Origin of the sequence: Sporosarcina sp. P32b (assembly GCF_002743335.1) — a bacterium.
GTDB lineage: Bacteria > Bacillota > Bacilli > Bacillales_A > Planococcaceae > Sporosarcina.
On record NZ_PDZB01000013.1, the window covers coordinates 1 to 25,641 of the forward strand.

At 43.0% G+C, this 25,641-nt stretch carries 22 protein-coding genes; 14 read left to right on the forward strand and 8 right to left on the reverse strand.

The features are described 5' to 3' along the window. Positions 1-1,012 precede the first annotated feature (1,012 nt). Complete coding sequence (locus CSV64_RS10025; protein WP_099635593.1) at positions 1,013-1,471, forward strand: C40 family peptidase; 459 nt, start codon at positions 1,013-1,015, stop codon at positions 1,469-1,471. Between the two features lie 96 nt (positions 1,472-1,567). On the opposite strand, the gene CSV64_RS10030 is transcribed toward CSV64_RS10025, so the two are convergent. Both CSV64_RS10030 and secA2 read right to left on the reverse strand, forming a co-directional pair. Further along, the gene (locus tag CSV64_RS10030; RefSeq protein WP_099635594.1) at positions 1,568-2,476 is read right to left on the reverse strand and encodes an accessory Sec system S-layer assembly protein; all 909 of its coding nucleotides are present in this window, start codon (positions 2,474-2,476) and stop codon (positions 1,568-1,570) included. Continuing rightward, positions 2,473-4,836 (reverse strand): accessory Sec system translocase SecA2, encoded by a 2,364-nt coding sequence (gene secA2 / locus CSV64_RS10035; protein WP_099635595.1) that lies wholly within the window; start codon positions 4,834-4,836, stop codon positions 2,473-2,475. Before secA2 ends, CSV64_RS10030 begins: the two co-directional genes overlap by 4 nt. Before the next feature lie 288 nt (positions 4,837-5,124). Between secA2 and CSV64_RS10040 the strand changes: the two genes are divergently transcribed. Then, on the forward strand, positions 5,125-6,168 hold the full coding sequence (locus CSV64_RS10040; protein ID WP_099635596.1) for a glycosyltransferase family 4 protein: 1,044 nt from the start codon (positions 5,125-5,127) through the stop codon (positions 6,166-6,168). 510 nt (positions 6,169-6,678) lie between these two features. Here CSV64_RS10040 and CSV64_RS10045 read toward each other — a convergent pair. Next, positions 6,679-7,710, reverse strand: a complete 1,032-nt coding sequence (locus CSV64_RS10045; RefSeq protein WP_099635597.1) for an LCP family protein — start codon at positions 7,708-7,710, stop codon at positions 6,679-6,681. A gap of 179 nt (positions 7,711-7,889) precedes the next feature. After that, positions 7,890-8,522, reverse strand: a complete 633-nt coding sequence (locus CSV64_RS10050) for a YigZ family protein (RefSeq protein WP_099635598.1) — start codon at positions 8,520-8,522, stop codon at positions 7,890-7,892. 150 nt (positions 8,523-8,672) lie between these two features. Here CSV64_RS10050 and CSV64_RS10055 point away from each other — a divergent pair, with 150 nt between their 5' ends. The 4 genes from CSV64_RS10055 to CSV64_RS10070 all read left to right on the forward strand — a co-directional run bounded on the left by CSV64_RS10055 (position 8,673) and on the right by CSV64_RS10070 (position 11,690). After that, complete coding sequence (locus CSV64_RS10055) at positions 8,673-9,821, forward strand: sensor histidine kinase (RefSeq protein WP_199168614.1); 1,149 nt, start codon at positions 8,673-8,675, stop codon at positions 9,819-9,821. 28 nt (positions 9,822-9,849) lie between these two features. Beyond that, positions 9,850-10,530, forward strand: a complete 681-nt coding sequence (locus tag CSV64_RS10060; protein ID WP_099635599.1) for a response regulator — start codon at positions 9,850-9,852, stop codon at positions 10,528-10,530. 59 nt (positions 10,531-10,589) lie between these two features. Continuing rightward, positions 10,590-11,156: a nuclear transport factor 2 family protein gene (locus tag CSV64_RS10065; protein WP_099635600.1), complete on the forward strand. Its 567-nt coding sequence runs from the start codon at positions 10,590-10,592 to the stop codon at positions 11,154-11,156. Between the two features lie 120 nt (positions 11,157-11,276). Next, complete coding sequence (locus tag CSV64_RS10070) at positions 11,277-11,690, forward strand: YhjD family protein (RefSeq protein ID WP_233190520.1); 414 nt, start codon at positions 11,277-11,279, stop codon at positions 11,688-11,690. Here CSV64_RS10070 and CSV64_RS10075 read toward each other — a convergent pair. From CSV64_RS10075 to CSV64_RS10085, 3 genes are all read right to left on the reverse strand, one after another. Further along, positions 11,653-12,189 carry a competence protein ComK gene (locus CSV64_RS10075; RefSeq protein WP_099635602.1) on the reverse strand — a complete coding sequence of 179 codons (537 nt, stop codon included), beginning with the start codon at positions 12,187-12,189 and terminating at the stop codon, positions 11,653-11,655. The two genes, CSV64_RS10070 and CSV64_RS10075, sit on opposite strands and share 38 nt — an antisense overlap. A 1,380-nt stretch (positions 12,190-13,569) precedes the next feature. Further along, entirely contained in the window at positions 13,570-14,733 is a 1,164-nt protein-coding gene (locus CSV64_RS10080) for a M20 family metallopeptidase (RefSeq protein ID WP_099635604.1), read from the reverse strand. A 179-nt stretch (positions 14,734-14,912) separates the two neighbouring features. Continuing rightward, entirely contained in the window at positions 14,913-15,422 is a 510-nt protein-coding gene (locus CSV64_RS10085) for an antibiotic biosynthesis monooxygenase family protein (RefSeq protein ID WP_099635605.1), read from the reverse strand. A gap of 293 nt (positions 15,423-15,715) precedes the next feature. Here CSV64_RS10085 and hemE point away from each other — a divergent pair, with 293 nt between their 5' ends. From hemE to hemY, 3 genes are read left to right on the forward strand one after another with little or no spacing between them, the layout of a single operon-like run. Next, positions 15,716-16,759 carry a uroporphyrinogen decarboxylase gene (gene hemE / locus CSV64_RS10090; RefSeq protein ID WP_099635606.1) on the forward strand — a complete coding sequence of 348 codons (1,044 nt, stop codon included), beginning with the start codon at positions 15,716-15,718 and terminating at the stop codon, positions 16,757-16,759. A gap of 24 nt (positions 16,760-16,783) precedes the next feature. Continuing rightward, entirely contained in the window at positions 16,784-17,719 is a 936-nt protein-coding gene (gene hemH / locus CSV64_RS10095; protein ID WP_099635607.1) for a ferrochelatase, read from the forward strand. A 28-nt stretch (positions 17,720-17,747) separates the two neighbouring features. Next, positions 17,748-19,163 (forward strand): protoporphyrinogen oxidase, encoded by a 1,416-nt coding sequence (hemY, locus tag CSV64_RS10100; RefSeq protein WP_099635608.1) that lies wholly within the window; start codon positions 17,748-17,750, stop codon positions 19,161-19,163. Between the two features lie 170 nt (positions 19,164-19,333). Here hemY and yhfH read toward each other — a convergent pair whose 3' ends face one another. Further along, positions 19,334-19,459, reverse strand: coding sequence for a protein YhfH (gene yhfH / locus CSV64_RS10105; protein WP_083035173.1), 126 nt, complete (start codon positions 19,457-19,459; stop codon positions 19,334-19,336). A 207-nt stretch (positions 19,460-19,666) separates the two neighbouring features. Here yhfH and lplA point away from each other — a divergent pair, with 207 nt between their 5' ends. The 5 genes from lplA (at position 19,667) to CSV64_RS10130 (ending at position 25,154) form a co-directional block, all read left to right on the forward strand. After that, complete coding sequence (gene lplA / locus CSV64_RS10110; protein ID WP_099635609.1) at positions 19,667-20,659, forward strand: lipoate--protein ligase; 993 nt, start codon at positions 19,667-19,669, stop codon at positions 20,657-20,659. A gap of 102 nt (positions 20,660-20,761) precedes the next feature. Continuing rightward, positions 20,762-21,466 (forward strand): response regulator transcription factor, encoded by a 705-nt coding sequence (locus CSV64_RS10115; RefSeq protein ID WP_199168574.1) that lies wholly within the window; start codon positions 20,762-20,764, stop codon positions 21,464-21,466. Then, positions 21,466-22,488 carry a sensor histidine kinase gene (locus CSV64_RS10120; RefSeq protein WP_099635611.1) on the forward strand — a complete coding sequence of 341 codons (1,023 nt, stop codon included), beginning with the start codon at positions 21,466-21,468 and terminating at the stop codon, positions 22,486-22,488. The genes CSV64_RS10115 and CSV64_RS10120 overlap by 1 nt, the downstream gene beginning before the upstream one ends. Then, the gene (locus CSV64_RS10125; RefSeq protein ID WP_099635612.1) at positions 22,469-23,248 is read left to right on the forward strand and encodes an ABC transporter ATP-binding protein; all 780 of its coding nucleotides are present in this window, start codon (positions 22,469-22,471) and stop codon (positions 23,246-23,248) included. Before CSV64_RS10120 ends, CSV64_RS10125 begins: the two co-directional genes overlap by 20 nt. Beyond that, on the forward strand, positions 23,220-25,154 hold the full coding sequence (locus CSV64_RS10130) for an FtsX-like permease family protein (protein WP_099635613.1): 1,935 nt from the start codon (positions 23,220-23,222) through the stop codon (positions 25,152-25,154). Before CSV64_RS10125 ends, CSV64_RS10130 begins: the two co-directional genes overlap by 29 nt. The last annotated feature ends 487 nt before the right edge of the window (positions 25,155-25,641 follow it).

Here is a 25,641-nt window from a genome sequence, read left to right on the forward strand (position 1 = left end):
TTTTTCTGTTTACTGTTTAATCAGGTGATTGTGGTTTAGCTGTCTATGTAAGTGGCGAGTCCATTGTCCCCACTACGGCGCTGGTGGATGGCTTTCGCGAGGAGCCATAGACAAGGCCTGTCTTTGTCTCATCGCTGCGCCTACCACAGCAGGCGCCTTCGTTGGATTGGGTGTAGGGCAGTTCGAGTAGTTGTTTTTACTCGTTAAAGTGCTGTCGGATTACGTTTCTGTTTAAAGTACGTAATAAGCGGCAATGGGTTGCGGTTCTTGCAGGTGCTTTTTCTGTTTCCTGTTTGATCAGGAGGTTGTGGTTTAGCTGCCTATGTAAGTGGCGAGTCCATTGTCCCCACTACGGCGCTGGTGGATGGCTTTCGCGAGGAGCGATAGACAGGAAGTTCGCCTGTCTTTGTCTCATCGCTACGCCTACCACAGCAGTCGCCTTCGTTAGAGTATGTGTAGGACAGTTCTTCTACTTCTTTTTCAAAAAGTACAAAATCAGTATTATCAATTCACGGATCTTCTTCCCCTTAGAACCACAACCAAAATAAATACCACTCAGCAGCGCAGGCACAACTGCGGGGTAGGCCGTGGCCAGGAGACAACTTGGCAGCACCACCGCCAGCTGGCTCCTGGCTGTAGGCAATCCCCCACGTGCCTGCGCGAGTCCAGAAAGCAGACACTCACTAACTTCAGTACCCAACCATCAGTCGAGCAACGTCCCAACAAAGAGTGACAAAGACCCGCAGCCGCATAGTGTATCTTCCGTACGCGTTTCCGGATCGGGTACACCACACAACTTCCTAGATTTATTGTAATACAAAGCATGTATCCAACTGAATCCCCTTCATTTGTCAATTTAAGACACATATATTTCAAGTGTAATATATTGTTGAAGATTGAAATAATCTTGTTACATTACTGTAATAATTCAAGAGTTTGGAAGATGCTAAGATAAATATACATAAACAGACAAGTAAACTAGCAAAAATACATACTATTATCGGAGGAAATTATGAATCTATTACAAAAGATTATTTCGGTCCTAGCACTCTCGACACTATTGATCGTTTCGCCGTTTGCAGGACAAGCAGATGCAGCAGCTAAAACAACGAATATCACAAAAACAGCAACTAGCTTAACTGGTATCAAATATCGTTATGGCGGTACGACAAGAGCAGGATTTGATTGCTCAGGTTATGTAGGTTATGTATTCAAGCAAAATGGTTTAAAAGTAGCAAGAACTTCTCGTGCTATGTATGCATCAGGGCGCACTGTAAAGAAATCAAGCCTTCGTAATGGTGATCTAGTATTCTTTAACACAACAGGACGCGGCGTTTCTCACGTTGGAATTTATGTTGGAAATGGCAAGTTCGCACATGCTTCTACATCAAAAGGTGTGCGTGTAGATAGAGTAAATGATTCATATTGGGGCAAGCGCTATATAGGTGCAAAGCGTGTAGCAGGTATTTAATAGAAGAGACATCGATCTTCCTTAAGTGGAAGGTCGATTTTTTTATGAAAAAATACCGGATAGGAGAGGGAGGCCCCCAATCTTATCCGGTAAATATTAATTCGTTGCGTCTTGTGGAACGCGGATTGTCCAACGAGAGAAATCCGGATCCTCTTTCTTTACCAATTCCTTAGGGTAGATGAATGTCCAAGGAGTTGTGCTGTTTGCTTTCACGGAAAGTGGAGGATCAAGGTCGAATGTTCCTCGGGCTACCAATTCTCCTGTTGCGTCAATCAATTCAAGCGGCAACTTTTCGATGTTGATTTGTTTAGAGTGGCCGTTACGAACGAATACGGATGCTGCAATAGTGCCGGCATCTTGTGCTTGGATTTGGAAACCAGCGATATTCACTTCGCGTGGCTTCAATTTTGGTAGATCTTTTACAATATTCGCTAACGCTTCTTTTTGTTCAGCAGGAAGTTGTTCTTCCCATGTAGGTGCAAGTTCCAATTGGTGCGGCATCATCGAGTGAACGTTAAAGGCAAGCTTCCAGTTTGTTGCTGGAATTTCTTCTGCCAATTGATCTTTCTTTTCGAAAACAAATACCCAAGGACGTGCACTGCGAGCTGGAATTTCACCTAACTCGTTCAAATCGAACTCTGCAGATGCTGCTGTATTGCCTTCTTCATCAAGTAATAATAACTCGATTTCGCCTACAGTGATCGCTTGATCAAGTGATGAACGGAAGAATGCTTTGACTAACCAGCTGCCGTTTGCAGGTTCCAAGTCGATATCGATACCGGATAAGGAAATTTGGTTTGGTTTTAAAGGTTCTAGTTCATTTGCAAGGAAACGAAAAACATATTCCTGCTCCTGTGTTAGACTCCATTGCTCATGAAGAGATAGTTCTGTTTCGATATCTTCATCGCCTGAACCAGCTTGTCCGTTTTCTAAAATTTCATCGGATTCAACTGTACTGTCCAATCCAGTTTTCTCGGTTTTTTTGAATAAATTGAAGAGTTTCATTGGGAAACCTCCTGTTGTGTATTAAGTTGCTTCATGAATGCGATTATTTCGGACGCAATATCCCGGCGCAGGCGTTGATAGTGCTTGGCGAATAACTGCAAGCCTTCACGCTGGTAAATACGCATAGGATCTTCTTGTCCGTATGAACGCAATCCAATTCCTTCTTTTAGGCGAGTCATCACTTCTAAATGCTTAACCCACATCGTGTCAATATAGCTCAACATGACTTGTGGTAGCAGTTGACTCACTTGTTCATTATCAGTGAAAGTATCGATAAATGCAAACAACTCTGCCATTTCTTCATCGTACTCTTTCATTATATCAGCGGTTCTATCTAATGAATTGGGAAGCTTAACCGGCGTCAGTAATAGCGCGTTCATAGTCCGTTCGATACGATCGAAATCCCAATTGTCGGCGATTTCATTATCAGGACAGCTATCTAGAACAACGAACTCAACGGTTTCTGATAACATCGTCTTAAGTTTTTCAAAGATGTCTTTGCCTTCTAGTACGCGATTGCGTAAGGAGTAGATGACTTCACGTTGATCATTGATTACGTCATCTAATTTTAGATTATATTCACGCATAGAGAAGTGCGCGCCTTCCACGATACGTTGTGTACGTTCCGTTAGTTCATCTACTTCAGGGTTTAATACTTTACCATTTTCGTCTGTGCGGACTTTTGTTAAGAATTTCTCGAGTTCTTCAGGAGAGAAGCGCATATACATTTCATCTTCTAAAGAAAGATAGAATTGGCTTTCTCCGTGATCTCCCTGACGACCTGAACGGCCTCGTAACTGATTATCTACACGACGGCTTTCATGTTTTTCTGTCCCTAATACAAAAAGTCCGCCGTTTTCTTCCACGCCTTCACCAAGTACGATATCCGTTCCGCGTCCTGCCATATTAGTAGCGACGGTAATGTTACCCGCTTGTCCAGATTCGGAAATCAATGAAACTTCCTGCTCGACACTTTTCGCATTTAATAGATGGAACTTCAATCCTTCATCACGTAAATATTTGGCGACAGCTTCGGATTGAAGAATGGACGTAGTACCGACCAAAACCGGTTGTCTTTTTGCATGACGAGCGGCTACTTCTTTTGCTACGGCTTTATACTTTTCTTCTGTCGTTCTGAAAACGAAATCTGGTGCATCGATCCGTGCACGTGGACGGTTCGTCGGGATTTGGATTACTTCCATATTATAAACTTCACGGAATTCCGTATCTTGAGTTTTCGCAGTACCCGTCATTCCGCAAAGCCTTGGATACATACGGAAGTAGTTCTGAATGGTAATTTGAGCTTGTGCTTTATTTTCATCTGTAATTTCGACGCCTTCTTTAGCTTCAATTGCTTGGTGAAGTCCATCTGATAATGTTCTGCCTTCCATAATTCGGCCAGTGAACATATCTACCAATTCGATTTTTCCGTCGCGTACGATATAATCGACGTCACGCTTAAAGATGACGAACGCTCGGACGGCTTGAATGACGTAGTGATAAAGTGTTTGGTGATCTAAATCATACAAGTTGTCAATACCAAATGCTTTCTCAACTTTTTCGATACCTTGTTCCGTAAGGGAAGTAGCCTTTGTCGCATCGTCAAAGTCAAAATCCTCTTCGACTTTAAAACGTTTGGCTAGGCGGGCTGCAATATGGTGAAGATCCGCATCTGCTTGTGTTTTACCTGCTACAATCAATGGAGTTTTCGCTTCGTCGATTAAGACGCTGTCGACTTCATCGATAATAGCGAAGTGATATGGCCGTTGCACTTTTTGAGAAGTATGTTGTACCATATTATCCCGTAAATAATCAAAGCCGAATTCTGTACCTACACCGTACGTGATATCTGCTTCGTAAGCGGCTTGTTTAGCTGGACCTTGCATCATCGGAACATTTAATCCGACAGTCAATCCTAGGAAACGATGGATTTGACCGATTTGATCAAAGTCCCGTTTCGCCAAATAATCATTGACTGTAATGACGTGAACACCTTTACCTTCAAGCGCGCGTACGTAGGAAGGTAGTGAAGCTACAAGTGTTTTACCTTCACCAGTTGGCATTTCAGCGATATTACCTTCCGTCAATACAGCTCCACCGATTAGTTGCACATCAAAATGGCGCATACCGAGAACCCGTTTAGATGCTTCACGTACAACTGCGAAGGCATCCGGCATAATGGTCTCGACGGTTGCGCCGTCATTTAATTGTTGTTTGAATTGATCGGTCATTCCAGAAAGATCATCATCAGACATAGCGATATATTTAGGTTCCAGTGAATTGATTTGCTCCACAATTTTGCGGTATTTACGCAATTGACGTTCACTCGTTCCAGTTCTACGTTTAAAGATTTTTAACATGAATAAGACGCTCCTTTATAAATCTCTATCTATAATGAGAGATTCCTATCTATTTTACCAAAAGGACCGACAAAAGACTATCTATATATAGAAAGAGAAGAACAATAGATTGTTCTCGACTGATCGCATGTAAAATGGACGAAACTTCATGATGGTCGTGTTTAGTAGTGTTTGTATGGAAGCAAGTAAGGGAATAGATGAGTAATGCATACTAAATGATGAAATCTAGCAACATTCATGTTATACTAAAAGGTGATATGTACGTAATGCTAATTGGGGAGGAAAGACATGTTATTCATTGCAATGTCTGTAGCTTTTATCGCTGCAATCATACTAACACCGCTAGTCATCAAATTCGCGTATCGGATCGGTGCGGTTGACCGTCCCAATTATCGGAAAGTTCACGCGAGAATCATGCCTAGAATCGGCGGGCTCGCAATCTTCGGTGCGTTTATTATTGGATATGCTATATTATTGCCGAAAGACGAGCACGCAGTAAGCATCCTAATCGGTGCAGTACTGATCGTCATGATTGGCTTTTTAGACGATATGCTGGAAATTACAGCAAAAGCAAAAATGTTAGGTCAGCTAGCAGCGGCGTTGGTCGTTGTACTATGGGGCGGACTACAAATTGAATTCATCAACTTGCCGTTTCTTGGTCAGCTAGACTTTGGTTATTTAAGTATTCCGATCACAATTATTTGGATCATCGGAATTACGAATGCCGTCAACTTGATTGACGGATTGGATGGTTTGGCAGCAGGAGTTTCTACTATTGCGCTTATTGCTATTACGGTAATGGCTCTATTAATGGGAGATGTCTTTGTTGCTGCAACAGCTTCCATATTGGCAGCTAGTTCGCTTGGGTTCTTATTGTTCAACTTCCATCCAGCGAAAATTTTTATGGGCGATACCGGATCGCTATTCTTAGGATTTATGATATCGGTTCTGGCATTACTCGGCTTTAAGAACGTTGCCGTTGTATCACTAGTTATTCCAATTATCATGTTAGGTGTTCCAATTTCAGACACGTTCTTCGCGATTGTTAGACGAGTTCGCATGAAGCAGTCGATTACGGCAGCAGATAAATCGCATTTGCATCACTGTTTATTGCGCGTAGGTTTCTCACATAGACAAGCAGTGCTCACAATTTATGGTATTGCGATTCTATTTGGTGCAGCCGCTGTATTGTTCTCACAAGCAACCGTGTGGGGCGCGTTACTTCTGATCTTCGTCATGTTGATTGTGATTGAACTGTTTGTCGAGTTGATTGGTCTAGCAGGTGCGAATTATCGTCCGTTGTTAAATTTAGTACGCATGATTGGTAAATAAGTAAAACGAGTCCTTGTCTGCTACGAAGCGGATGAGGGCTTTTTTGTTGTGTTGAAAGGTTTTGAGATGAAGTGATTGGAAATGGGAGGGAACCGTTGATCGACGTTCCAGGCGGACGCTTTCCCACGGGCTCTCGGTGAGCCATCGGGAGTCGCCACCTTCCACTTACGATCAACTTTGTGTTGTGTTCTGGAATTATAGTGGGAAGGTCAAAACCTGATCTAGGTTCTGTATTTGAACTTGAATTTAATAAGTGAAGAAACAATCCTACCCAAAGTTTTGATGTAGGATTGAAGTGGAAGAGGGGGCGACTCCTGGGGATTAGCGTGATCTTGAGGCCCCACTGGAGCGCACTTGTGACGAGGAGGCTCAAGATTTCGCCCCCGGAAAGCGTCCCCCTCTGCAACGGAAATTCCGACCACTCTCAAATTAGCTCTCTTCAGTAGAAATACTTTTTACCCACAATAAAAAGCGATGAAACCAGTTAAGGGTTCATCGCTTCTGTGTGAACTATTGATAATCTGTTTGGGAAGACGCAGAGGTTTGGTCCGTGTCCAGTTCGGTTAAAGAAGAGGAGTCTGGAATGAACCCTAGATGGGACTTCAAAATCTGCTTTACTTCTTCTAGCTTCTGCTCATCCAACTTGTAATAGTAAATACCTGTCGACATATCGTCATAGCCTGTCAATGTGATGGTATCTACGTCTGGAAGTCCACTTTTTATATACTGGATAAACGATAACATTTGCTTAGATGTCATATCGGTCTTCATATTTTCACCAAGCGCATTGATCACGTCCCCGTATTTGGTTATGGATGTAATCGATGTTGCTTCTTTAATCATCGCCTGCAGAATCATTTGCTGACGTTTACCGCGTTCGATATCATTATCGAGTTTACGAGTACGTGCTAAAGCTAACGTATGGCGTCCGTCTAGACGATGAAGGCCTGGCATTAGATGAATCGCATTTTTATCATTTTCATCTTTCTCGATACGCTCGTATGGAACTTCGACTTCTACACCGCCAAGTGCATCTACAACATCGATGAATGCATTGAAGTTCATTTTGACGTAATAGTTGACGGGAATATCGAATAGTTCTTCGATTGTATCAATAGAAGCTCTAGTACCTCCATAGGCATGGGCGTGTGTGATTTTATCTTTATACTTTACCTGTGGAATATACACATAGGAATCACGAGGAATGCTGACGAGTTTGATGCTTTTTGTTTTAGGGTTCAATGTTGCAAGCACTAAAGCATCCGATCTTCCGTGCACTTCTCTATCTTGGCGTGCTTCGCTTTCGTCTACGCCAATCAATAGAATTGACACTTTATCTTTTGCGGGTTCGACATAAATTTCCGGCGGATCTTGCTTGGCGAGAGGTTCATAAGAACGATCTAGAACGTTCATCGCTTGGTTGTGTAGCTTGAATGCATAAGCGGAAACGCCTATGGCTACGATGAGGAACGTAAATAATGCTATTTTCAAGAAACGTTTCGTTTTAGAAGCGTTCTTTTTCTTATACTCTTCTCTTTTCATTTTATACCTCCAGGGTGTACGGCAGAAATAAACCGTCAATGGCAAATCTATGGGAAGTTGATTTTAATTAAAAATGGCAATTCTTCACATAAAAATTGATGGCGATTTAATGAAGTCAGACCTTCTACTCATAAGGTTCACCTTCTACCATTATACCCGCTTTTCGATTGGACGTATAGTCAGATGTCGAACTCTAGAAATTTATGTCCGGCTGTGGCGATGCTTGCCTGACCGTTCGTTAATTCCATCATCCATTCATGAAAAATATCCTGATCTTCTTCAGGAACATATAAAAAGAGTTCAACGTCCTCTTCATAGACGATCTCTTTTAACGGGTAGTCGGATTGCCGTATTTCGTTTTCTACTTTGCCTAACCATGTATAATCAATAGAAGTTTTAACTAGTGTGTGTAATTTTCTTTCCACGACACCTGTTGCGGCAATGCCTTCAGAAGCTGCTTTACCATAAGCGCGGATTAATCCGCCGCCACCGAGCTTGATGCCGCCAAAATAGCGAGTCACGACAATCACGGTGTCTTTTAAGTGCTGCTTTTTCAGCACTTCCAAAATGGGGAAGCCGGCAGTGCCAGAAGGCTCACCGTCATCGTTCGCTTTTTGGATCTGGTCATGTTCTCCTATGATATAAGCAGAACAATTATGTGTAGCTGTATGATGGTTCTTTTTGATGTCCTGTATGAAGTCCAGTGCCTCTTGTTCTGTCTCAACTCTTTTGACAAATGACAGAAAACGGGATTTTTGGATGACGAATTCACTCTCTCCGTATAACTTTACGGTTTTATAATTAGCTCGCATTTGTCGTTCCCCCTACATTTGTAATATACTTATAATACTTTTTCATGATTAAAATGATATACTATATATGAAGTGTATAAGTATTTAGGCTAAACTGCAATAATGCTCACTTTGCGAATTTTCACATAAACGGATGCGGGAGGGAGTTATTTGAACGATAAGGCAATTGACATTCAACAGATGGAGAAAATCTTTGGCAACATGGTTAATGTAATGGATCGTTCAAAAAGCGACATATTCTTAATTAGTGAACAAAGCCGCCGAAGTTTTGAAGAAATGCAAAAAGAGTTAGCAGAAGTGAAAGAAAGTATTTCTCATGTAATTACAGAAGGTGACTCTTTAGATGATATGTCACGTAACTCAAGAAAACGCCTAGCTACTGTGTCAAAAGACTTTGTAACATATAGTGAAGAAGAAGTTAAACAAGCGTATAGTGTGGCAAATGACTTGCTTGTACGCGCCTCCATCAATAAAATGGAGGAGAAACAACTTCGTGAAAGACGGGATGAACTTGAACGTCGACTAATGTTGTTGCTCTCTACAATCGAAAGAGCGGATCAACTTGTTAACCAAGTAACTACTGTAATCACATATTTAACATCTGACTTGAAAAATGTAAGTACAGCACTGGAAACGGCTCGCCAAAAACAAGACTTTGCAGTTCAGATTATCCAGGCCCAAGAAGAAGAGCGTAAGCGTTTATCACGTGATATTCATGATGGACCTGCGCAAATGTTAGCCAATGTCTTGATGCGTTCTGGTTTAATTGAAAAAACGTTTGTTAAGCATGGTCCAGAAGAAGCAATGCAAGAGCTTTCTTACTTAAAAGAAAATGTTAGAGGTGCGTTATCTGAAGTTCGTCGTATCATTTATAATTTGCGACCTATGGCTTTGGATGACTTAGGGCTTGTGCCGACATTGCGAAAGTACTTGTTGACCATGAGTGAATACGAGGCGCCGCTAATCATTCATTTCCAAAGCAACGGAGCAGAAAAAAGATTTGCTTCCAATTTTGAAGTAGGTATTTTCCGTCTCATCCAGGAATCAGTGAATAACAGTATAAAACATGCGAAAACTGATGAAATATGGGTGAAAATCGAATGGTTACGCGAATCAGTTAATATATTAATCAAAGACCAAGGTATCGGCTTTGATACAAATGAAGTAAAAGAGAAATCATTTGGTTTAATTGGAATGCAGGAACGTGTGGAGTTACTGAAAGGGAAAATGAAGGTCAATACGAAAGTCGGAGAAGGCACTTCGATTCTTTTTCAAATTCCACTGGACGAAGATCTATAAGTAAGGTAATTACTGGGAGGAATAGGATATGGAAGCGACAAAAATTTTGATAGTAGATGATCACCAATTATTCCGTGAAGGAGTTAAACGGATTTTAGATTTTGAAGAATCGTTTACTGTAGTAGCAGAAGGCGACGATGGAGTCGAAGTAGTTGAATTGTATAGGGAGTATGAGCCAGACGTAGTGCTGATGGATATTAATATGCCACGCATGAATGGTGTAGACGCGACTGAGGAATTAGTTAAAGAGTTTCCGGATGCACGCGTTATCATGCTATCCATTCATGACGACGAGTCCTACGTAACACACGCTTTAAAAACGGGTGCTCTCGGCTACATGCTGAAAGAAATGGATGCAGACGCTATCATTCAAGCGATCAAAGTAGTAGCGAATGGCGGTTCATACTTACATCCTAAAATCACGCATAATTTAGTAACAGAATTCCGTCGTTTGAGCGAAAGAGAACATAAAGGATCCTTCCAGCAGAACGATATTCGTCGCCCACTTCATTTATTGACGAAGCGCGAATGTGAAGTTCTACAATTATTGACAGACGGCCAGAGCAACCGAACAATCGGTGAAACGCTCTTTATCTCAGAAAAAACTGTAAAAAATCACGTTTCCAGCATTCTGCAAAAAATGAGTGTAAATGACCGTACACAAGCTGTTGTTACAGCAATCAAAAATGGTTGGGTAGAAGTAAAATAATTAAAATAAGAAAAGGTCTTTGCATGTTGAAGGCCTTTTTCTCTACGTAGGAGGAGCATATGAAGAAAAAAATAGCAGTAGCGTCCATGGCATTAGTGCTCGTATTAGGCGCATGTGGTAACGCGGATGAAGCGAAACAGAACAATCCTGAAACTGGCGAACCTGCACCAGGCAATGGTGCCATCGATCATGGAGTAGATGATAAAAAAGTAGGTTTCAGCATGTCAGGTGACAAAGTGGAAGAAGCCACGGATGTACCAAAAGAAGATAAAGAAGAAATTCTAGCTGCTTTTGATAGCTACATCGAAACATTGAACAATCAAGACATAGATGGTTATCTCGCGACGCTTTCTACCAAAGGTTATGATCTAGAAGAAGAGCGTCAGGCTACGGAAGAAATGCTTGAGAATTCTACGATGAAACGTGAAGCAAATAATGAAACAATCGTAAAATATTCAGGTGATAATGCGCAGTTATTTTCTACGTTGAAAACAACATTCACGGATATTGAGACAGAGGTAGAAAATACACATGAAGGTCGCCAAGTGACTGTGTTCAATAAAGAAGATGGCGCATGGAAAGTGTTCTCTATCCACTTTATTGGCGATGAGCCAGCAAAAGAATAAACCCTCTTTTTATATCGACTTAGCAACAAAACTTCCAGTTACACACACTGGAAGTTTTTTTATGCGAAAAAAAGCCATACTACGAGTACTTGCTTTTCTGCGCTAAAGGAATTATAATCAATGAAAGAACATACGTTCTATAAGGAGGCGATTTCGATGCCTTTGATCCCCGCAGAGGCAATGCCGTATTTGGAGAACTATATTTACCTTCCCATGCTATTGACGATTATGGAACGTGACCGTCAGTTATTAGAGAAAGTACCGTTTAAATTGAAGAGTCCGTACCTTAATTTGCTGGACGAGACGATGAACACAGTTTCTGCTGATTTACAAACCACCTCTTTGTACTTGCAAAAGCATAAAATGAGAGTGATACGCCATTCAACAGATGAACTATTTACGGAATATGTATTTTTACATGATGGTTATCAAGATATGCGTCGCTATTTGAATGTTCGCTTACGTAATCGATCAGAAGAGTTGCTGAATCTGTATATTAGGAAATTGTCGAATCAGAACTCTTCGGCTCCATGATCATGTAATAAGAACTTCGCAATTCTTCCTGAGCATTTTCAAATCGTTGAGACAAAATATGCGATAGCGCCATTTGACGATAAACCGTAGCTAACGACGTGTCTAGTTGCATCTGCGTATCATTTTTCAGAATAACAGTAACACCATCCTCGTGTTGAACTGCGTCTTTTACTGCGTGATAGGCTACCCATGAGTTTTTATGTAAGGTAGGGGACAGTAAAGGAAAAAATAATAACGGTCGGTCATTTGAATGTGTCAACATGATCGGTGGCTTTGGACGATTTTTCAAATCCATTTTGGAACTGTTAATGATGGACTCAAAGTTGGAACGGTAATGCGCACAAGAATCTCTCATAATTTCTAATGGTGTTTTCTCGACAATAAATGTCCGGTCGCTTTCCACTACTTTTGTATAGTATGGATTCGCATGTTGTCCATGAAGTAATGCGAAAGTATGGAATGTAACGATATAAGACGATAGATAATGTGGATTAGCCATGTTGTTCCCTCCCTTTTAATAGGACCATATACGTATTAATTATAGTATAGAAAAAACGAAAATCAACTGTAATGTTGGAAAATAGTAAATGTTCTATTAATATGGTGGATTTTATCGAATGGTTACGGACAGGTGAGGAGACTAGACTGGGCGGCTACGGACCTTGATTGCTTTTGTTGTGGTCGTTGCTCGACAAGTTGTTGGGTACTGTAGTTGGTGAGTGTCTGCTTTCTGGAACCGCGCAGGCATGTGGGGGATTGCCTCCAGCCATGAGCCAGCTGGCGGTGGTGCTGCCAGTTGTCCCATGGCCACGGCCTACTACCCCGCAGTTGTGCCTGCGCTACTGCGGGGTATTTAATTTGGTTGTGGTTCTAAGATTGATAAATTGCGTATCTTACCCAATTTAGAAACGCGGTTGACGTAAAGACTAAGCGGCTGCCGATCTTTGTCACTTTTGATGGGGTCGTTGCCCGACTGGTTGTTGGATACTGTAATCATTGAGTGTCTGCTTTCTGGACCCGCGCAGGCACGTGGGGGATTGCCTCCAGCCATGAGCCAGCTGGCGGTGGTGCTGCCAGTTGTCTCATGGCCACGGCCTACCCCGCAGTTGTGCCAGCGCTACTAAGTGGTATTTATTCTAGTTGTGGTTCTTATGGGAAGAAGTTCAGTGACATCGTGATATTTATTATGTATTACTTGCAAAAGAAGTGTAGGAAGTGCCATTCACACTATCCAACGAAGGCGCCTGCTGTGGTAGGCGTAGCGAAGAGACAAAGACAGGCGCACTTCCTGTCTCTGGCTCCTCGCGAAAGCCATCCACCAGCGCCGAAGTGGGGACAATGGACTCGCCACTTACATAGACAGCTAAACCACAACCTCCTGATCAAACAAGAAACAGAAAATGCACGTGCAAGAACCACAACCCCGTGCCGCTTATTACGCACCCTTTACAGGAACGTAATCCATGGTCACTTACGCACTAATCACTTTTAAAACGCTATATGAACTGCCCTACAGCCAATCCAACGAAGGCGCCTGCTGTGGTAGGCGTAGCGAAGAGACAAAGACAGGCGCATTTCCTGTCTCTGGCTCCTCGCGAAAGCCATCCACCAGCGCCGAAGTGGTGACAATGCACTCGCCACTTACATAGGCAGCTAAAGCACAATCTCCCGATCAAACACGAAAAAGTAAAAGCACGTGCAAGAACCACAACACAACGCCGCTTCTTACGCACTCTTAACAGAAACGTAATCGAACACGCATGTTGCCCTACGCACTCTATATCGATTTTTAAAACTCCAACACTAATCCTATAGCCAAATAAAAAAACTGAAGATCCTCCCACATGTGTAGGAATGACCTTCAGCGTAACGCGTAACTTCAGTTCTGATAATCAAGAGCTGCAGCAGCCAATGTTTTAGCCGCTGCGATCATAGCTTTTTCGTCTATATCGAAACGTGGGTGATGATGTGGGTAAGCATCTGTTGGCTTCGCACCTGTGAAGAAGAATGTGCCTGGAACTTTTTCCAGGTAATAAGCGAAGTCTTCTCCACCCATTTGCGGTTGCATTTCTTCTACACCTTTTAGTTCCGTAATCGATTCAGCCACAGTTTTTAAATAGTTCGTTTCTTTTTCATGATTGACCACTGCCGGATATCCACGGTAGTATTCTACAGTGATTTCGCAATCGTGGGAAAGGGCGGCACCTTCAGCTATACGCTTTATTTCTTGTTCCATTAAGTTGCGTACATCATTGGTAAATGTGCGAACTGTTCCGCCTAGAACGGCTTGGTCGGCGATGACGTTAAAGGCGTTATCTGCGACGAATGAGCCGACTGATAGAACAGCGGATTCGATTGGATCGACGCGTCTCGAAACGACTTGTTGTAAGTTCATTACTAGCTGTGAACCGATGACGATTGCGTCTTTCGTTTGATGTGGAGAAGCGCCATGTCCGCCAGCACCTTGAATGGTAATATGGAAGCGGTCCGCTGCAGCCATAATTGGGCCAGATGCGTAATAGATGACACCTGATTCGGATAAAGACCATAAGTGTGTGCCGAAAATAACGTCAACACCTTCTAAACAGCCGTCTTCGATCATTGCCATGGCGCCACCTGGAGCTAATTCTTCCGCATGTTGATGGATAAATACATATTCACCAGTAAGTTCATCGCGCATTTCGTTCATAGCTTTTGCCAGTTGAAGGAGCGTTGCGGTATGGCCGTCGTGTCCACATGCGTGCATGACGCCAGGTACAGTGGAAGCGTACGGTGTATCTTTTTGATCTTGAATTGGCAATGCGTCAAAGTCTGCTCGCAAAGCAACTGTTTTTCCTGGCTTTGCACCTTTGATTCTTGCGACGACACCATTGCCGCCTACTCCAGTGCGTACTTCCACACCAAGTTGTTTATAAAAATCAGCGATATAGGCAGCGGTTTTCGTTTCTTTAAATGAAACTTCCGGGTTCATATGCAAATAGCGGCGAATCTCTACCATATCGTCATAAGATTGTTCGAGTTTCTGAAATAATCGTTCTCTCATTTTAAAACCCCTTTCAAATAGACAAATAAGTCAATCAACTCGTTCAGTATAGCAAGCGGTCAACCACATCGCAAACTGCGAGTTTCGAAATTACAGGGAATTGAAATGAATTAAAACAGTGTGGAAATGACTAGTTAGATCACTTTCAACATAAAAAAAGAAGGTCTGACGTCGAAACGTCAAACCTCTTCAGTAGGTGTTTTATAATGTGTGGTGTATGGAGCGCTTGTGAAGATATGTTGTGAAGCACCGCCGGCATCCTTGAAAACCGTTTTATCGGATAATTGGTTACCAGGGGAGTTATACCAGATCTCATACAAACGGCGTTCCGTCCATTGTGTTAACAATGTATACGTATCTGAGCCGATAGGACGCAATAAGCGGAATGCTACGAAACCGGGCATGTTTTGCAGTTTTTCACCCAGTTGCTTGTACTGATGTTCGAAAATAGGTTTCCCTTCATCTGTTACTGCAACGTTATCCATTGCAAAGAATCCAGGTTCTGACAGGTTGCCATAAGAACCTACTACTTCAAACTTTCTTGGTGTTTGGAACACGCTCTTGCCGTTCGTCTCATGTAGCAACAGCGTACTGCCACCACCATTCATCAAAAGTATTGGTTCATCGGTGTGCTGATCTCTGATTTTCTCCATAAAACCTAATGTTCCAGTTGTCATATAAATATTCATATAAAATTCCTCCTTTGGCAAGTAACAATCGTCTGTGCTTCATTTACTTAAAAGCACTCTTTACCAGTGTATGATTCTACATGTAGTAATTCCCTTAATTCTCTTGAATCAAACACTTATTGCAAGCAAGTTAGGAATGATTGTCTAAAGCATGGCAGAAGTGTGAGTTGTCCTAGCACAAAATTATGACAAAGGCGCAATTCACTATACATTGACTTGTCAACGGTTTATCATGAGAACGTATATGAGTTACGTGAAAGAAATAAAAAATATGGAAAGAGGTATCTCTGAATATGTCAACTTTTAATGATACGTTATTACGCGCTGCGAGAGGCGAGGAAATCGATCACACGCCCGTTTGGTTTATGCGTCAAGCAGGACGTTCACAGCCGGAATATCTTAAAATCAAAGAGAAATACTCCTTGGAAGAAATTACGCATCAGCCTGAATTATGTGCGTATGTAACAAAACTTCCAGTAGATCAATATGATGTAGATGCAGCCATTTTATATAAAGATATCGTTACACCACTTGTTGGGATCGGAGTGGACGTAAAGATTAAATCAGGCGTAGGTCCTGTTATCTCAAATCCAATTCGTTCTGCACAAGACATCGCCAACTTAGGTGAATTTTCAGCAGAAGAGCAAGTTCCTTACGTTTTGGACACGATAAAAATGCTGACACAAGAGCAATTGAATGTTCCACTGATTGGTTTTGCAGGCGCACCGTTTACACTTGCGAGCTATATGATCGAAGGCGGTCCTTCAAAGAGCTATAACCTAACAAAATCCTTCATGGTATCTGAGCCACAAGCTTGGTTCGCATTGATGGATAAGTTAGCTGATATGACAATTAGTTATATTACAGCACAAGTTAACGCAGGTGTGAAAGCTGTACAAATATTTGATTCATGGGTAGGCGCATTGAATGTTTCGGATTACCGAATCTTCATTAAACCTACAATGACTCGTATTTTCACGGAACTACGTAAATTGAATGTTCCATTGATTACATTCGGAGTCGGCGCAAGCCACTTGGCGAATGAATGGCATGATCTGCCAGTCGATGTAGTTGGACTGGATTGGCGCTTGTCTATAAAAGAAGCGGGCGAACGCGGTCTGACAAAACCATTGCAAGGGAACTTGGATCCATCCATGTTACTGGCAGACTGGTCCGTTATCGAAGAACGTGCGAAAGTTATTGTTGAACAAGGTGTAGAGCATGGTAGCCATATCTTTAACTTAGGCCACGGTGTATTCCCTGACGTAAAACCGGCAACATTGAAACGCTTAACTGCTTTCGTACATGAATATAGTAAAGAATTACGTTCGAAATAACAATCCAACCATGAGGTGAAAATGATGACGAAAAAGAAAATGGGCTTACTCGTTATGGCGTACGGAACACCAAACTCCTATGACGATCTATTACCGTATTACACGCATATCCGTAGAGGCCGTCCACCGGCTCCGGAACAAGTAGAAGATCTTCGCAACCGCTATGAAGCAATCGGAGGCATTTCACCACTTGCGCGGATTACGGATGACCAAGCGAACGCACTAGGCGCACGTTTGAATGAAGCACAAGACGAAATTGAATTCAAAGTATATGTTGGTTTGAAGCATATTGCACCGTTCGTCGAAGATGCTATACAAGAAATGCATGAAGACGGTATTACAGAAGCCGCATCCATTGTCTTGGCACCACATTTCTCTACGTTCTCCGTTAAATCATACAACGGTCGCGCGAAAGAGGAAGCGGACAAGCACGGAATCACACTTACTTCAGTTGAAAGCTGGTACAAGCAACCGAAATTCATCGAGTACTGGGCGAACCAATTGCGTCAAACATATGGTGCGATGGACGAGAAAGAAATTGAGAATACGTGCTTGATCGTATCAGCTCACTCGTTACCAGAAAAGATTCTAGCTAACGGTGACCCATACGCTGATCAGTTAAAAGAAACAGCTGAAATGATCACACAAGCAGCAGGCGTAAAAACTTACGCACTCGGTTGGCAAAGTGAAGGGCAAACGCCGGATCCTTGGTTAGGTCCGGACGTACAAGATCTAACACGTGAACTGTTTGAAACGAAAGGATATACATCATTCGTTTACACACCAGTTGGTTTCGTGTCAGATCACTTGGAAGTTCTGTACGATAACGACTACGAGTGTAAAGTAGTCTGTGACGATATTGGCGCAGCGTATCATAGACCTGCGATGCCGAACACCGATCCTTTATTCATTGATGCAATGGCAGATGCTGTAATGGATCAGTTACTCGCAACAAAATGAATACAATTGGATCGGAGTGAAAAAGGACATGAGTGAACGAAAAAGAGTAGTCATTATCGGCGGCGGCATCACGGGTCTCGCTGCAGCGTACTATTTGCAAAAAGATGCCCGTGAACAAGGACTTCCCATAGACATCATCATGATTGAAGCGTCAACAGAACTAGGTGGAAAAATCCAAACCGTCCGTCGAGACGGCTATGTAATCGAACGCGGTCCCGACTCCTTTTTGATCCGTAAAAAAAGTGTAGACCAATTAGCGACTGAACTGGGAATAGAAGATCAACTTGTTCGCAACGCAACAGGGCAAGCCTATATCTTTCTGCATAATCAGATGCATAAAATCCCAGCAGGAGCTGTCATGGGTGTACCGACTGAAATTAAACCATTCGTAACATCCGGTTTATTCAGTTTGAGCGGTAAAATACGTGCGGCAGGTGACTTCGTATTACCACGTTCTGAAGTGACCGGAGATCAGTCACTCGGTAAGTTTTTCCGTCGTCGCTTCGGTACAGAAGTGGTAGAAAATCTAATCGAGCCACTATTGTCGGGGGTTTATGCCGGTGATATCGATCATATGAGCTTGGAATCAACGTTCCCACAGTTCTATGAAGTGGAAAAAAATCACCGTAGCTTAATTTTAGGAATGAGGAAGACCACTCCTAAACAGTTGCCGCAAAAGAATAGTCATAGTTCAAAAAAAATGGGTGCTTTCCATACATTTAAAAATGGTTTGGATTCATTGATTGAAGCATTGGAAGAGCAATTGACTGATGTCGATGTGATGAAAGGTACGCGTGTCACCAATATAATGAAACAAGACGATCATGCTGTGCTGACGTTGAATGATCAGCGGAAAATCGTAGCAGATGCAGTTATTCTATCAACGAGCCACACGGTTGCGAGTCGTTTATTTGAACCGCATGGTCTGTTGAAAGAACTCGGAACGATTCCAATGACATCTGTCGCAACTGTCGCACTAGGTTACCCGAAAACTGCGATGAAGAGCGATATCGATGGAACAGGGTTCTTAGTACCACGCAGCAGTAATCATTCGATAACCGCCTGTACACTCGTCGACCGTAAATGGCCGACGACAACACCAGACGATAAAGTGATGGTGCGTGCATTCGTCGGACGTGTTGGGGAAGAAGCGATTGTCGACTTGCCAGATGCTGAGATTGAGAAGATCGTTCGCAAAGACTTGGGAGAAATTCTCAAGCTCGAAGGTGAACCGGATTTCTGTATTATCACACGTTGGAAAGAGGATCGACCGCAATACCGCGTAGGCCATAAAGAAAAGGTTTTACGTGCGCGGGAAGAAATACAATCAGCGTTCCCGATGGTCGAGCTCGCTGGTGCCTCGTATAATGGAGTCGGTTTGCCCGACTGTATCGATCAAGGCGTCGCTGCGAAAGATCAAGTGCTGGCGAAGCTGTTTAAATAATAGGAAAAAATCCGTACAACCATCGTTGTACGGATTTTTTTATGTTGTATGGTAAGTGGATTTGAATGGAAGGGGCAGTTCTGGCATAATGCGTGAATTGCTCAAGCTATGTATGTATTTAGGCAGAAAAAAAGCGAATATAGGAATATTCGCCGAATGAAAGTTTTGTTTTATTTTACGTTGCAATGATTACATTGATTAGAGTAACACTCATGCTGCTCTTCAATTTCAGTTCCACAAGTCGCACAAACCTTCGCCGGCAAGTTCTTGAAAAATTCAACGATGCTTTCTACCATATTAATCAATCCCCCTTTTTTTGTTGTATAACTCTTTGGTATATACACATTGTATTATAACAGATGCCGAAAGTCAACAATTCATTTAACTATCTGTTAAAATGGAATCAAGCCTTTTGTGACGCGCTTTCAAGCTGTTTTAGAGGTTCTGAATTGAGAGAATTAACAGAAAATAATTGTGACAATTTTGTGAGGAGAGAAGAAAATATGAAATTTATCGATAATCAAGGCGTTACGGACCCACGTATTAACCTAGCGATTGAGGAGTATGTACTCAATACGATGGACGTAGACAAAGATTCGTATTTATTGTTCTATATCAATGAACCTTCTATCATCATTGGGAAAAACCAAAATACAGTAGAAGAGATTAATACAGAGTTTGTCGATCGTCAAGGCATCCACGTAGTACGTAGACTGTCTGGTGGCGGTGCGGTGTATCATGATAAAGGAAACTTGAACTTTAGTTTCATTACGAAAGACGATGGGGAATCGTTCCGTAATTTCAAGAAGTTCACAGAGCCTGTAACAGATGCGCTGGCCAAAATGGGTGTTAAAGCGGAATTGCTTGGCCGTAATGACATTTTGATTGATGGTCGCAAAATTTCAGGGAATGCACAGTTTGCGACAAAGGATCGGATGTTTAGCCACGGCACGTTATTGTTTGATACAGATATGGAAGGTGTCGTGAATTCACTTAAAGTGAAGAAAGACAAAATCGAGTCAAAAGGGATCAAGTCGATTCGCAGTCGTGTCGCGAATATTTCCGAGTTCTTGGAAGAGCCTATATCCATTGAACAGTTTAGACAGGAAATCTTGAACTCGATGTTCGATGGGGAAGAAAATATTGAATATCGTGTGTTGACGGATGAAGACTGGACGAAAATCCGTGAATTGTCTGCGGAGCGCTATGGTAACTGGGAGTGGAATTACGGTCGTTCACCGAAGTTCAACTTGCAGCAATCGAAACGTTTCCCTGTCGGTGGCATTGATGTTCGCTTGCAAGTGGAAAAAGGCAGTATAGAAAACGTTAATATCTACGGGGACTTTTTCGGTGTTGGGGAAGTGCAAGAAATCGAAAATCGTTTAGTAGGTGTGAAATACGAACGCCAGGCGATCACGGAAGCACTCGAGTCAATGGACGTAGAGAAAATCCTTGGTGGTATTAAGCTGGAAGAATTTGTGGATGTCATCTATTAAGGAACAGCGCATGTCTTGCGGGGCATGCGTTTTTTTGTATACGAGCATTCATTTATGTGTACTGTGAAATGCGTTATACTGAACATAACGAGAAAGTGAGGGATTACGGTGAAGCATCGAATTTTTATTGTAGAAGATGATTTGAAAATTGCTCAATTGCTAGCGGGAACGCTTGAAAAATATCAATATGAAGTCGCGATCATTCAGGACTTTGACCGAGTCGTAGAAGAATGCAATGCGTATAATCCACATTTAGTGCTTTTAGATATCAACTTGCCGATTTATGACGGCTATTATTGGTGCCGTCAGTTACGTCAACATACAATGTGTCCGATTATTTTCATCTCGGCTCGTTCAGGTGATATGGATCAAGTGTTTGCGCTTGAAAATGGCGGCGATGATTTCATTACAAAGCCATTCCATTATGAAATTGTATTGGCGAAAATTAAAAGCCATTTGCGTCGATCATTTGGGGAATACTCACCAAGTCAGTCGGAGCGCGTGATTGTGTCAGGCGATCTGACGTTATATATAGAACGGATGACGTTGCAAAAAGGTAACGAAGAGATTCCGCTTCAGAAGAAAGAATGTGTCATTTTGGAGTTGCTGATGGGCGAGTCTCCGAAAGTGGTGTCGCGCGAAAGATTACTTGAAGAATTGTGGGATGATCAGTCATTCGTCGATGAAAATACGCTCAATGTCAATATGGCCCGAGTCCGCAAGAAATTGGCGGATTACGATGTGCAGTCTTGGATTGAGACGGTGCGCGGTGCGGGGTATCGCTTCATGCCGGAGTCGGAAGCCTGATGAAAGCATTCACGCTGTTCGTTAAAGAACATGTGCCGTTTATGCTGTTTCAAATCGGACTGGTCTCATTCATTCTACTATTGTTTTGGCTGGACGGCTTCCGCAACCCGAATACGGCGATCTATTCCGTCGCGATGAGTATTCTGCTTACGGCAGGCTATTTGGGAGCAAAATACATCATGCGGCGTACGTATTATGCGAAGATCGTAGAAAAGCCGAAACAGATGGAAGACGCGTTGATACGGCACGTCATGACGCCTGAACATAGAAAGACGATGGAATTCACGCGTGAGTTATATCGCCTATACCAGCATGAAGTACAGACATTATATAATAGACAAAATCGTCATTTGCATTTCATGAATCAATGGGTGCATCAAATGAAAACACCGATCTCGGTCATTAATTTATTATTGCAAGAAGATGAAATCGATAAGAAAAGTATCGAGCAGGAGGTAGGGCGCATCCAAAGTGGATTAGAAATCGTCCTCGTTAATGCACGGCTTGAAACGTTTGAAGAAGATATGCAAATTGAGCGACTATTGCTTAGGCAAGTGTTGCAAGAAGTGCTCAATGACAACAAACGACTTTTCATTGCGAACGGTCTGTTTCCTGTGCTGAACGTCGATGAACACTTAACGGTTGCGACCGATCGAAAGTGGATCAAGTTCATGCTCAATCAATTCATTACGAATGCAGTGAAATACACATTTGAAAAAGGGAAGAAAATTCATGTCAATGCAGTGCAGCTACAAGAAGGGCTGTGTCTGGAGATTGTCGATGAAGGAATAGGGATACCGGCATCCGACTTACACCGCGTGACGAAAGCTTTCTTCACTGGGGAAAATGGTAGGTTATCCGGAGAATCGACAGGCATGGGGCTGTATATCGCGTCCGAAGTCTGTGAGAAACTAGGCCATCAACTGACGATCTCCTCAAAGCAAGGGGAAGGCACGACCATCGCATTATTATTTACAGACGGAGAGGCGGGTGAACAATCAGATGACTCAACCGGTCGTTAAGATGGAAGATGTAACGAAGATCTATGAAGGAAAAGTGATACATCGTGCGTTGAATCAATTGGACTTCGATGTGCAAGAAGGGGAATTCGTTGCCATTATGGGGCCGTCGGGTAGTGGTAAGACGACGCTATTGAATTTATTGATGGCGACCGATATTCCGACCTATGGCAAGATTGTCATTGGAGGCGTGGAACCGGAAAAGCTCAGTCAAAATGACATTGCTTTATTCCGCAGGCGGCAAATCGGTTTCGTCTTTCAGGAAATCAATTTACTGCAAATGTTGACGGTGGAAGAAAATCTTGTTTTGCCGTTAACTCTTGATGGATTACCCGTTGAAGAGATGAAGAGGCGCGTAGAAGATATGGCGCAAAAGCTGAATTTAGAAGATATTTTGGAGCGTCGACCGGATGAATTATCAGGTGGACAAGCACAGCGTACCGCGATAGGACGAGCGCTCATCCATCAGCCGAGCATTGTATTAGCGGATGAGCCGACAGGTAATTTGGATTCCAAATCAGCGAAAGATGTGCTGGAATTACTCGAACATATTAACCAGCATGAAAAGACGTCGATTATTATGGTGACGCACGACCCGATTGCGGCGAGCTATTGTGACCGCGTGTTGTTTATTAAAGACGGGGAGTTTTTCAATGAAATCTATAAAGACGAACGCCGCCATACATTTTTCCAACGGATCTTGAATGTGTTGTCATTACTTGGAGGTAATGTGAATGACATTTCGACAGTTCGCTTACCGTAACGTCCTTCGTAACCGCCGAGTCTATGCGGCATTCTTCATGGCGAGTGTATTTTCCGTCATGGTGTTTTTCCTTTATTCGATGTTGCTATTCCATCCGTCGATTGAAAACACTTTTCTAAAAGAGATTTCAGTACTCGGTATGGGAATAGCGGAAATTATTCTATTTATTTTCACGCTGTTTTTCTTGTTTTATTCGATGCGTGCATTTTTACAAGCGCGATCGAAAGAGTTCGGTGTGCTATTGCTTCTCGGAATGGCCAAGCGTCAGTTGCATCGACTCATTTTCATCGAGACGATGTTGCTTGGCTTCGCATCGATCATTAGTGGGATTTTCCTCGGCTTTATGTTTTCGAAGTTCTTCTTCATGATCGTCAAAGCCATTGTGCAAATTCCGGTATTACCACTTTATTTATCGTGGAAACCATTCGTGCTGACGATGGGTGCATTCCTTAGTTTATTTGCTATCATTTCATATATCGCACCCGTCTTCATTCAGCAAGGACAAGTATCGGATTTGTTAAATGGGGATATGGCTGTGCAGTCGGTGTATTCGTACTCGAAAAGCCGAGGGATCTTCGGAGTCGTGCTATTGTTGCTAGCCTACGCTATGGCGGCATTCGTCTCACGCTCGAGTATCATCAGTCTGTTCTTCCTGCTACCGCCACTCATCACATTCGGAACCTATTACTTTTTCACGGACACTTTACCGCTCGTCTTACATGCTTTGCGACGGCAAAAGAACATCTTCTGGCGGGACTTCTGGATGATCTCGATCTCGGAAAGCATCGTCCGTTTAAAAGAAAATGCCCGGATGTTCTTCATCGTGACAATCGTTTCGACGATCGCGTTTATGTCAGTCGGTATTCTGGCATCGTTAACGTCATTCGCTTCGCAATATCGTGAAGTGAATCCACTTGGGCTTATTTATAAAAGCTTGCCGCATAATGAATTCGAATATCCACATATCGCAAAATTGACCAATGAACTTGACCAAGAAGGCCTTGATTATTGGGCTGTGCGATTTCGTGTACTTGAACAGCAATCTTCATATACGAAGAATAAAGTCAATATCGTCAAGCTATCTGATCTGAATGAACTGGCCGCAACTTTCGGGGAAATGCCAATTTCATTACAAAGTGGACATGCGTTATTTTTACCGGCAACAGCAGCCGCGGCCAATCAGTTATCGACGGAAACTGTCAACACCGAACTGGCCGACAGTGGTGTCTCACTAGAGATCGAAGGCGTCTATCCGTATAAACTGTTTCCGCCGAACGCGCTTGGGCTCAATACGATTGTTGTGAACCATTTGGATTTCGACCGCATTGAAGAACAAGCCCATGCCGATGCGCTGGCGTTTAATTATTATGCGTTTAACGTAAGGGACTGGCAGGAGACGCGGGAAATCGGGTTGTCTATCCACGCCCAAGTGCTGGCGGGGCTGATGCTCGAACATCGCGATCCGGTGCGCTATGAGTTTGAAAATCCAGGATTGAATTACTCGCATATCCGTATGACGTTCTCGTTGCTGTTGTTTATCGGATTATTGCTTGCAGGTGTGTTTTTCCTCGCGTCCGGTAGTTTCATTTACTTCCGATTGTATACGTCGCTGAGTCATGATCGCCGGCAGTATGCGGTGTTGCAGCGGATAGGGATGACGGATAGGGAGTTTACGAAGATCGTCAACCGGCAATTGATTCCGCAGTTTTTCTTCCCGTGGGGAGTGTCGTTTATCCACAGCGTGTTTGCGTTTATGTCGCTACAGGTCATTTGGGATGCGCTCGCTGAGATTTCGATTGTCAAGGAGCTGGCGCTCGTGCTTGCGGGCTTTGCGCTGATGCAGGTGTTCTATTTCTACTTGATCCGCTGGCGGTATATTTCACATATTAAGGCACCTACTTCTTAGGAAGAGGTGTCTTTTCTTATGAGTTTAGAGTTACATTGTGTGTACAAGGGGTTGAACTTATTTAAGTACAAGTACAAGTACAAGTTCAAGTTCAAGTTCAAGTGTGAGTGGAGGGAGTAAGTGGGTGGGGATTGAAGCTCCAGCTGGGGACGCTTTCCGGAGGGCGTGGCCCGAGCCGCTTCCCTCACTTCGTTCAGTCCAGGGTCTCGGACTCACGCTGATCCTCCCGGAGTCGCCCCAGCTTCCGCTTCAATCCCTACGTGGGAGGTGGAGGTATATAGATTACTTTCTGTAGTGGTGTGTTAGTTGTTGTTGTGTTTGAACTTATTCAAATTCAAGTGTGAGTGGAGGGAGTAAGTGGGGGGATTGAAGCTCCAGCTGGGGACGCTTTCCGGAGGGCGTGGCCCGAGCCGCTTCCCTCACTTCGTTCAGTCCAGGGTCTCGGACTCACGCTGATCCTCCCGGAGTCGACCCAGCTTCCGCTTCA

Excerpts from the sequence above, each read along its gene's own strand:
- CSV64_RS10025 (WP_099635593.1), top strand. The coding sequence starts at position 1,013 with ATGAATCTATTACAAAAGATTATTTCGGTCCTAGCACTCTCGACACTA.
- CSV64_RS10030 (WP_099635594.1), bottom strand. The coding sequence starts at position 2,476 with ATGAAACTCTTCAATTTATTCAAAAAAACCGAGAAAACTGGATTGGAC.
- secA2 (WP_099635595.1), bottom strand. The coding sequence starts at position 4,836 with ATGTTAAAAATCTTTAAACGTAGAACTGGAACGAGTGAACGTCAATTG.
- CSV64_RS10040 (WP_099635596.1), top strand. The coding sequence starts at position 5,125 with ATGTTATTCATTGCAATGTCTGTAGCTTTTATCGCTGCAATCATACTA.
- CSV64_RS10045 (WP_099635597.1), bottom strand. The coding sequence starts at position 7,710 with ATGAAAAGAGAAGAGTATAAGAAAAAGAACGCTTCTAAAACGAAACGT.
- CSV64_RS10050 (WP_099635598.1), bottom strand. The coding sequence starts at position 8,522 with ATGCGAGCTAATTATAAAACCGTAAAGTTATACGGAGAGAGTGAATTC.
- CSV64_RS10060 (WP_099635599.1), top strand. The coding sequence starts at position 9,850 with ATGGAAGCGACAAAAATTTTGATAGTAGATGATCACCAATTATTCCGT.
- CSV64_RS10065 (WP_099635600.1), top strand. The coding sequence starts at position 10,590 with ATGAAGAAAAAAATAGCAGTAGCGTCCATGGCATTAGTGCTCGTATTA.
- CSV64_RS10070 (WP_233190520.1), top strand. The coding sequence starts at position 11,277 with ATGAAAGAACATACGTTCTATAAGGAGGCGATTTCGATGCCTTTGATC.
- CSV64_RS10075 (WP_099635602.1), bottom strand. The coding sequence starts at position 12,189 with ATGGCTAATCCACATTATCTATCGTCTTATATCGTTACATTCCATACT.
- CSV64_RS10080 (WP_099635604.1), bottom strand. The coding sequence starts at position 14,733 with ATGAGAGAACGATTATTTCAGAAACTCGAACAATCTTATGACGATATG.
- CSV64_RS10085 (WP_099635605.1), bottom strand. The coding sequence starts at position 15,422 with ATGAATATTTATATGACAACTGGAACATTAGGTTTTATGGAGAAAATC.
- hemE (WP_099635606.1), top strand. The coding sequence starts at position 15,716 with ATGTCAACTTTTAATGATACGTTATTACGCGCTGCGAGAGGCGAGGAA.
- hemH (WP_099635607.1), top strand. The coding sequence starts at position 16,784 with ATGACGAAAAAGAAAATGGGCTTACTCGTTATGGCGTACGGAACACCA.
- hemY (WP_099635608.1), top strand. The coding sequence starts at position 17,748 with ATGAGTGAACGAAAAAGAGTAGTCATTATCGGCGGCGGCATCACGGGT.
- yhfH (WP_083035173.1), bottom strand. The coding sequence starts at position 19,459 with ATGGTAGAAAGCATCGTTGAATTTTTCAAGAACTTGCCGGCGAAGGTT.
- lplA (WP_099635609.1), top strand. The coding sequence starts at position 19,667 with ATGAAATTTATCGATAATCAAGGCGTTACGGACCCACGTATTAACCTA.
- CSV64_RS10120 (WP_099635611.1), top strand. The coding sequence starts at position 21,466 with ATGAAAGCATTCACGCTGTTCGTTAAAGAACATGTGCCGTTTATGCTG.
- CSV64_RS10125 (WP_099635612.1), top strand. The coding sequence starts at position 22,469 with ATGACTCAACCGGTCGTTAAGATGGAAGATGTAACGAAGATCTATGAA.
- CSV64_RS10130 (WP_099635613.1), top strand. The coding sequence starts at position 23,220 with ATGACATTTCGACAGTTCGCTTACCGTAACGTCCTTCGTAACCGCCGA.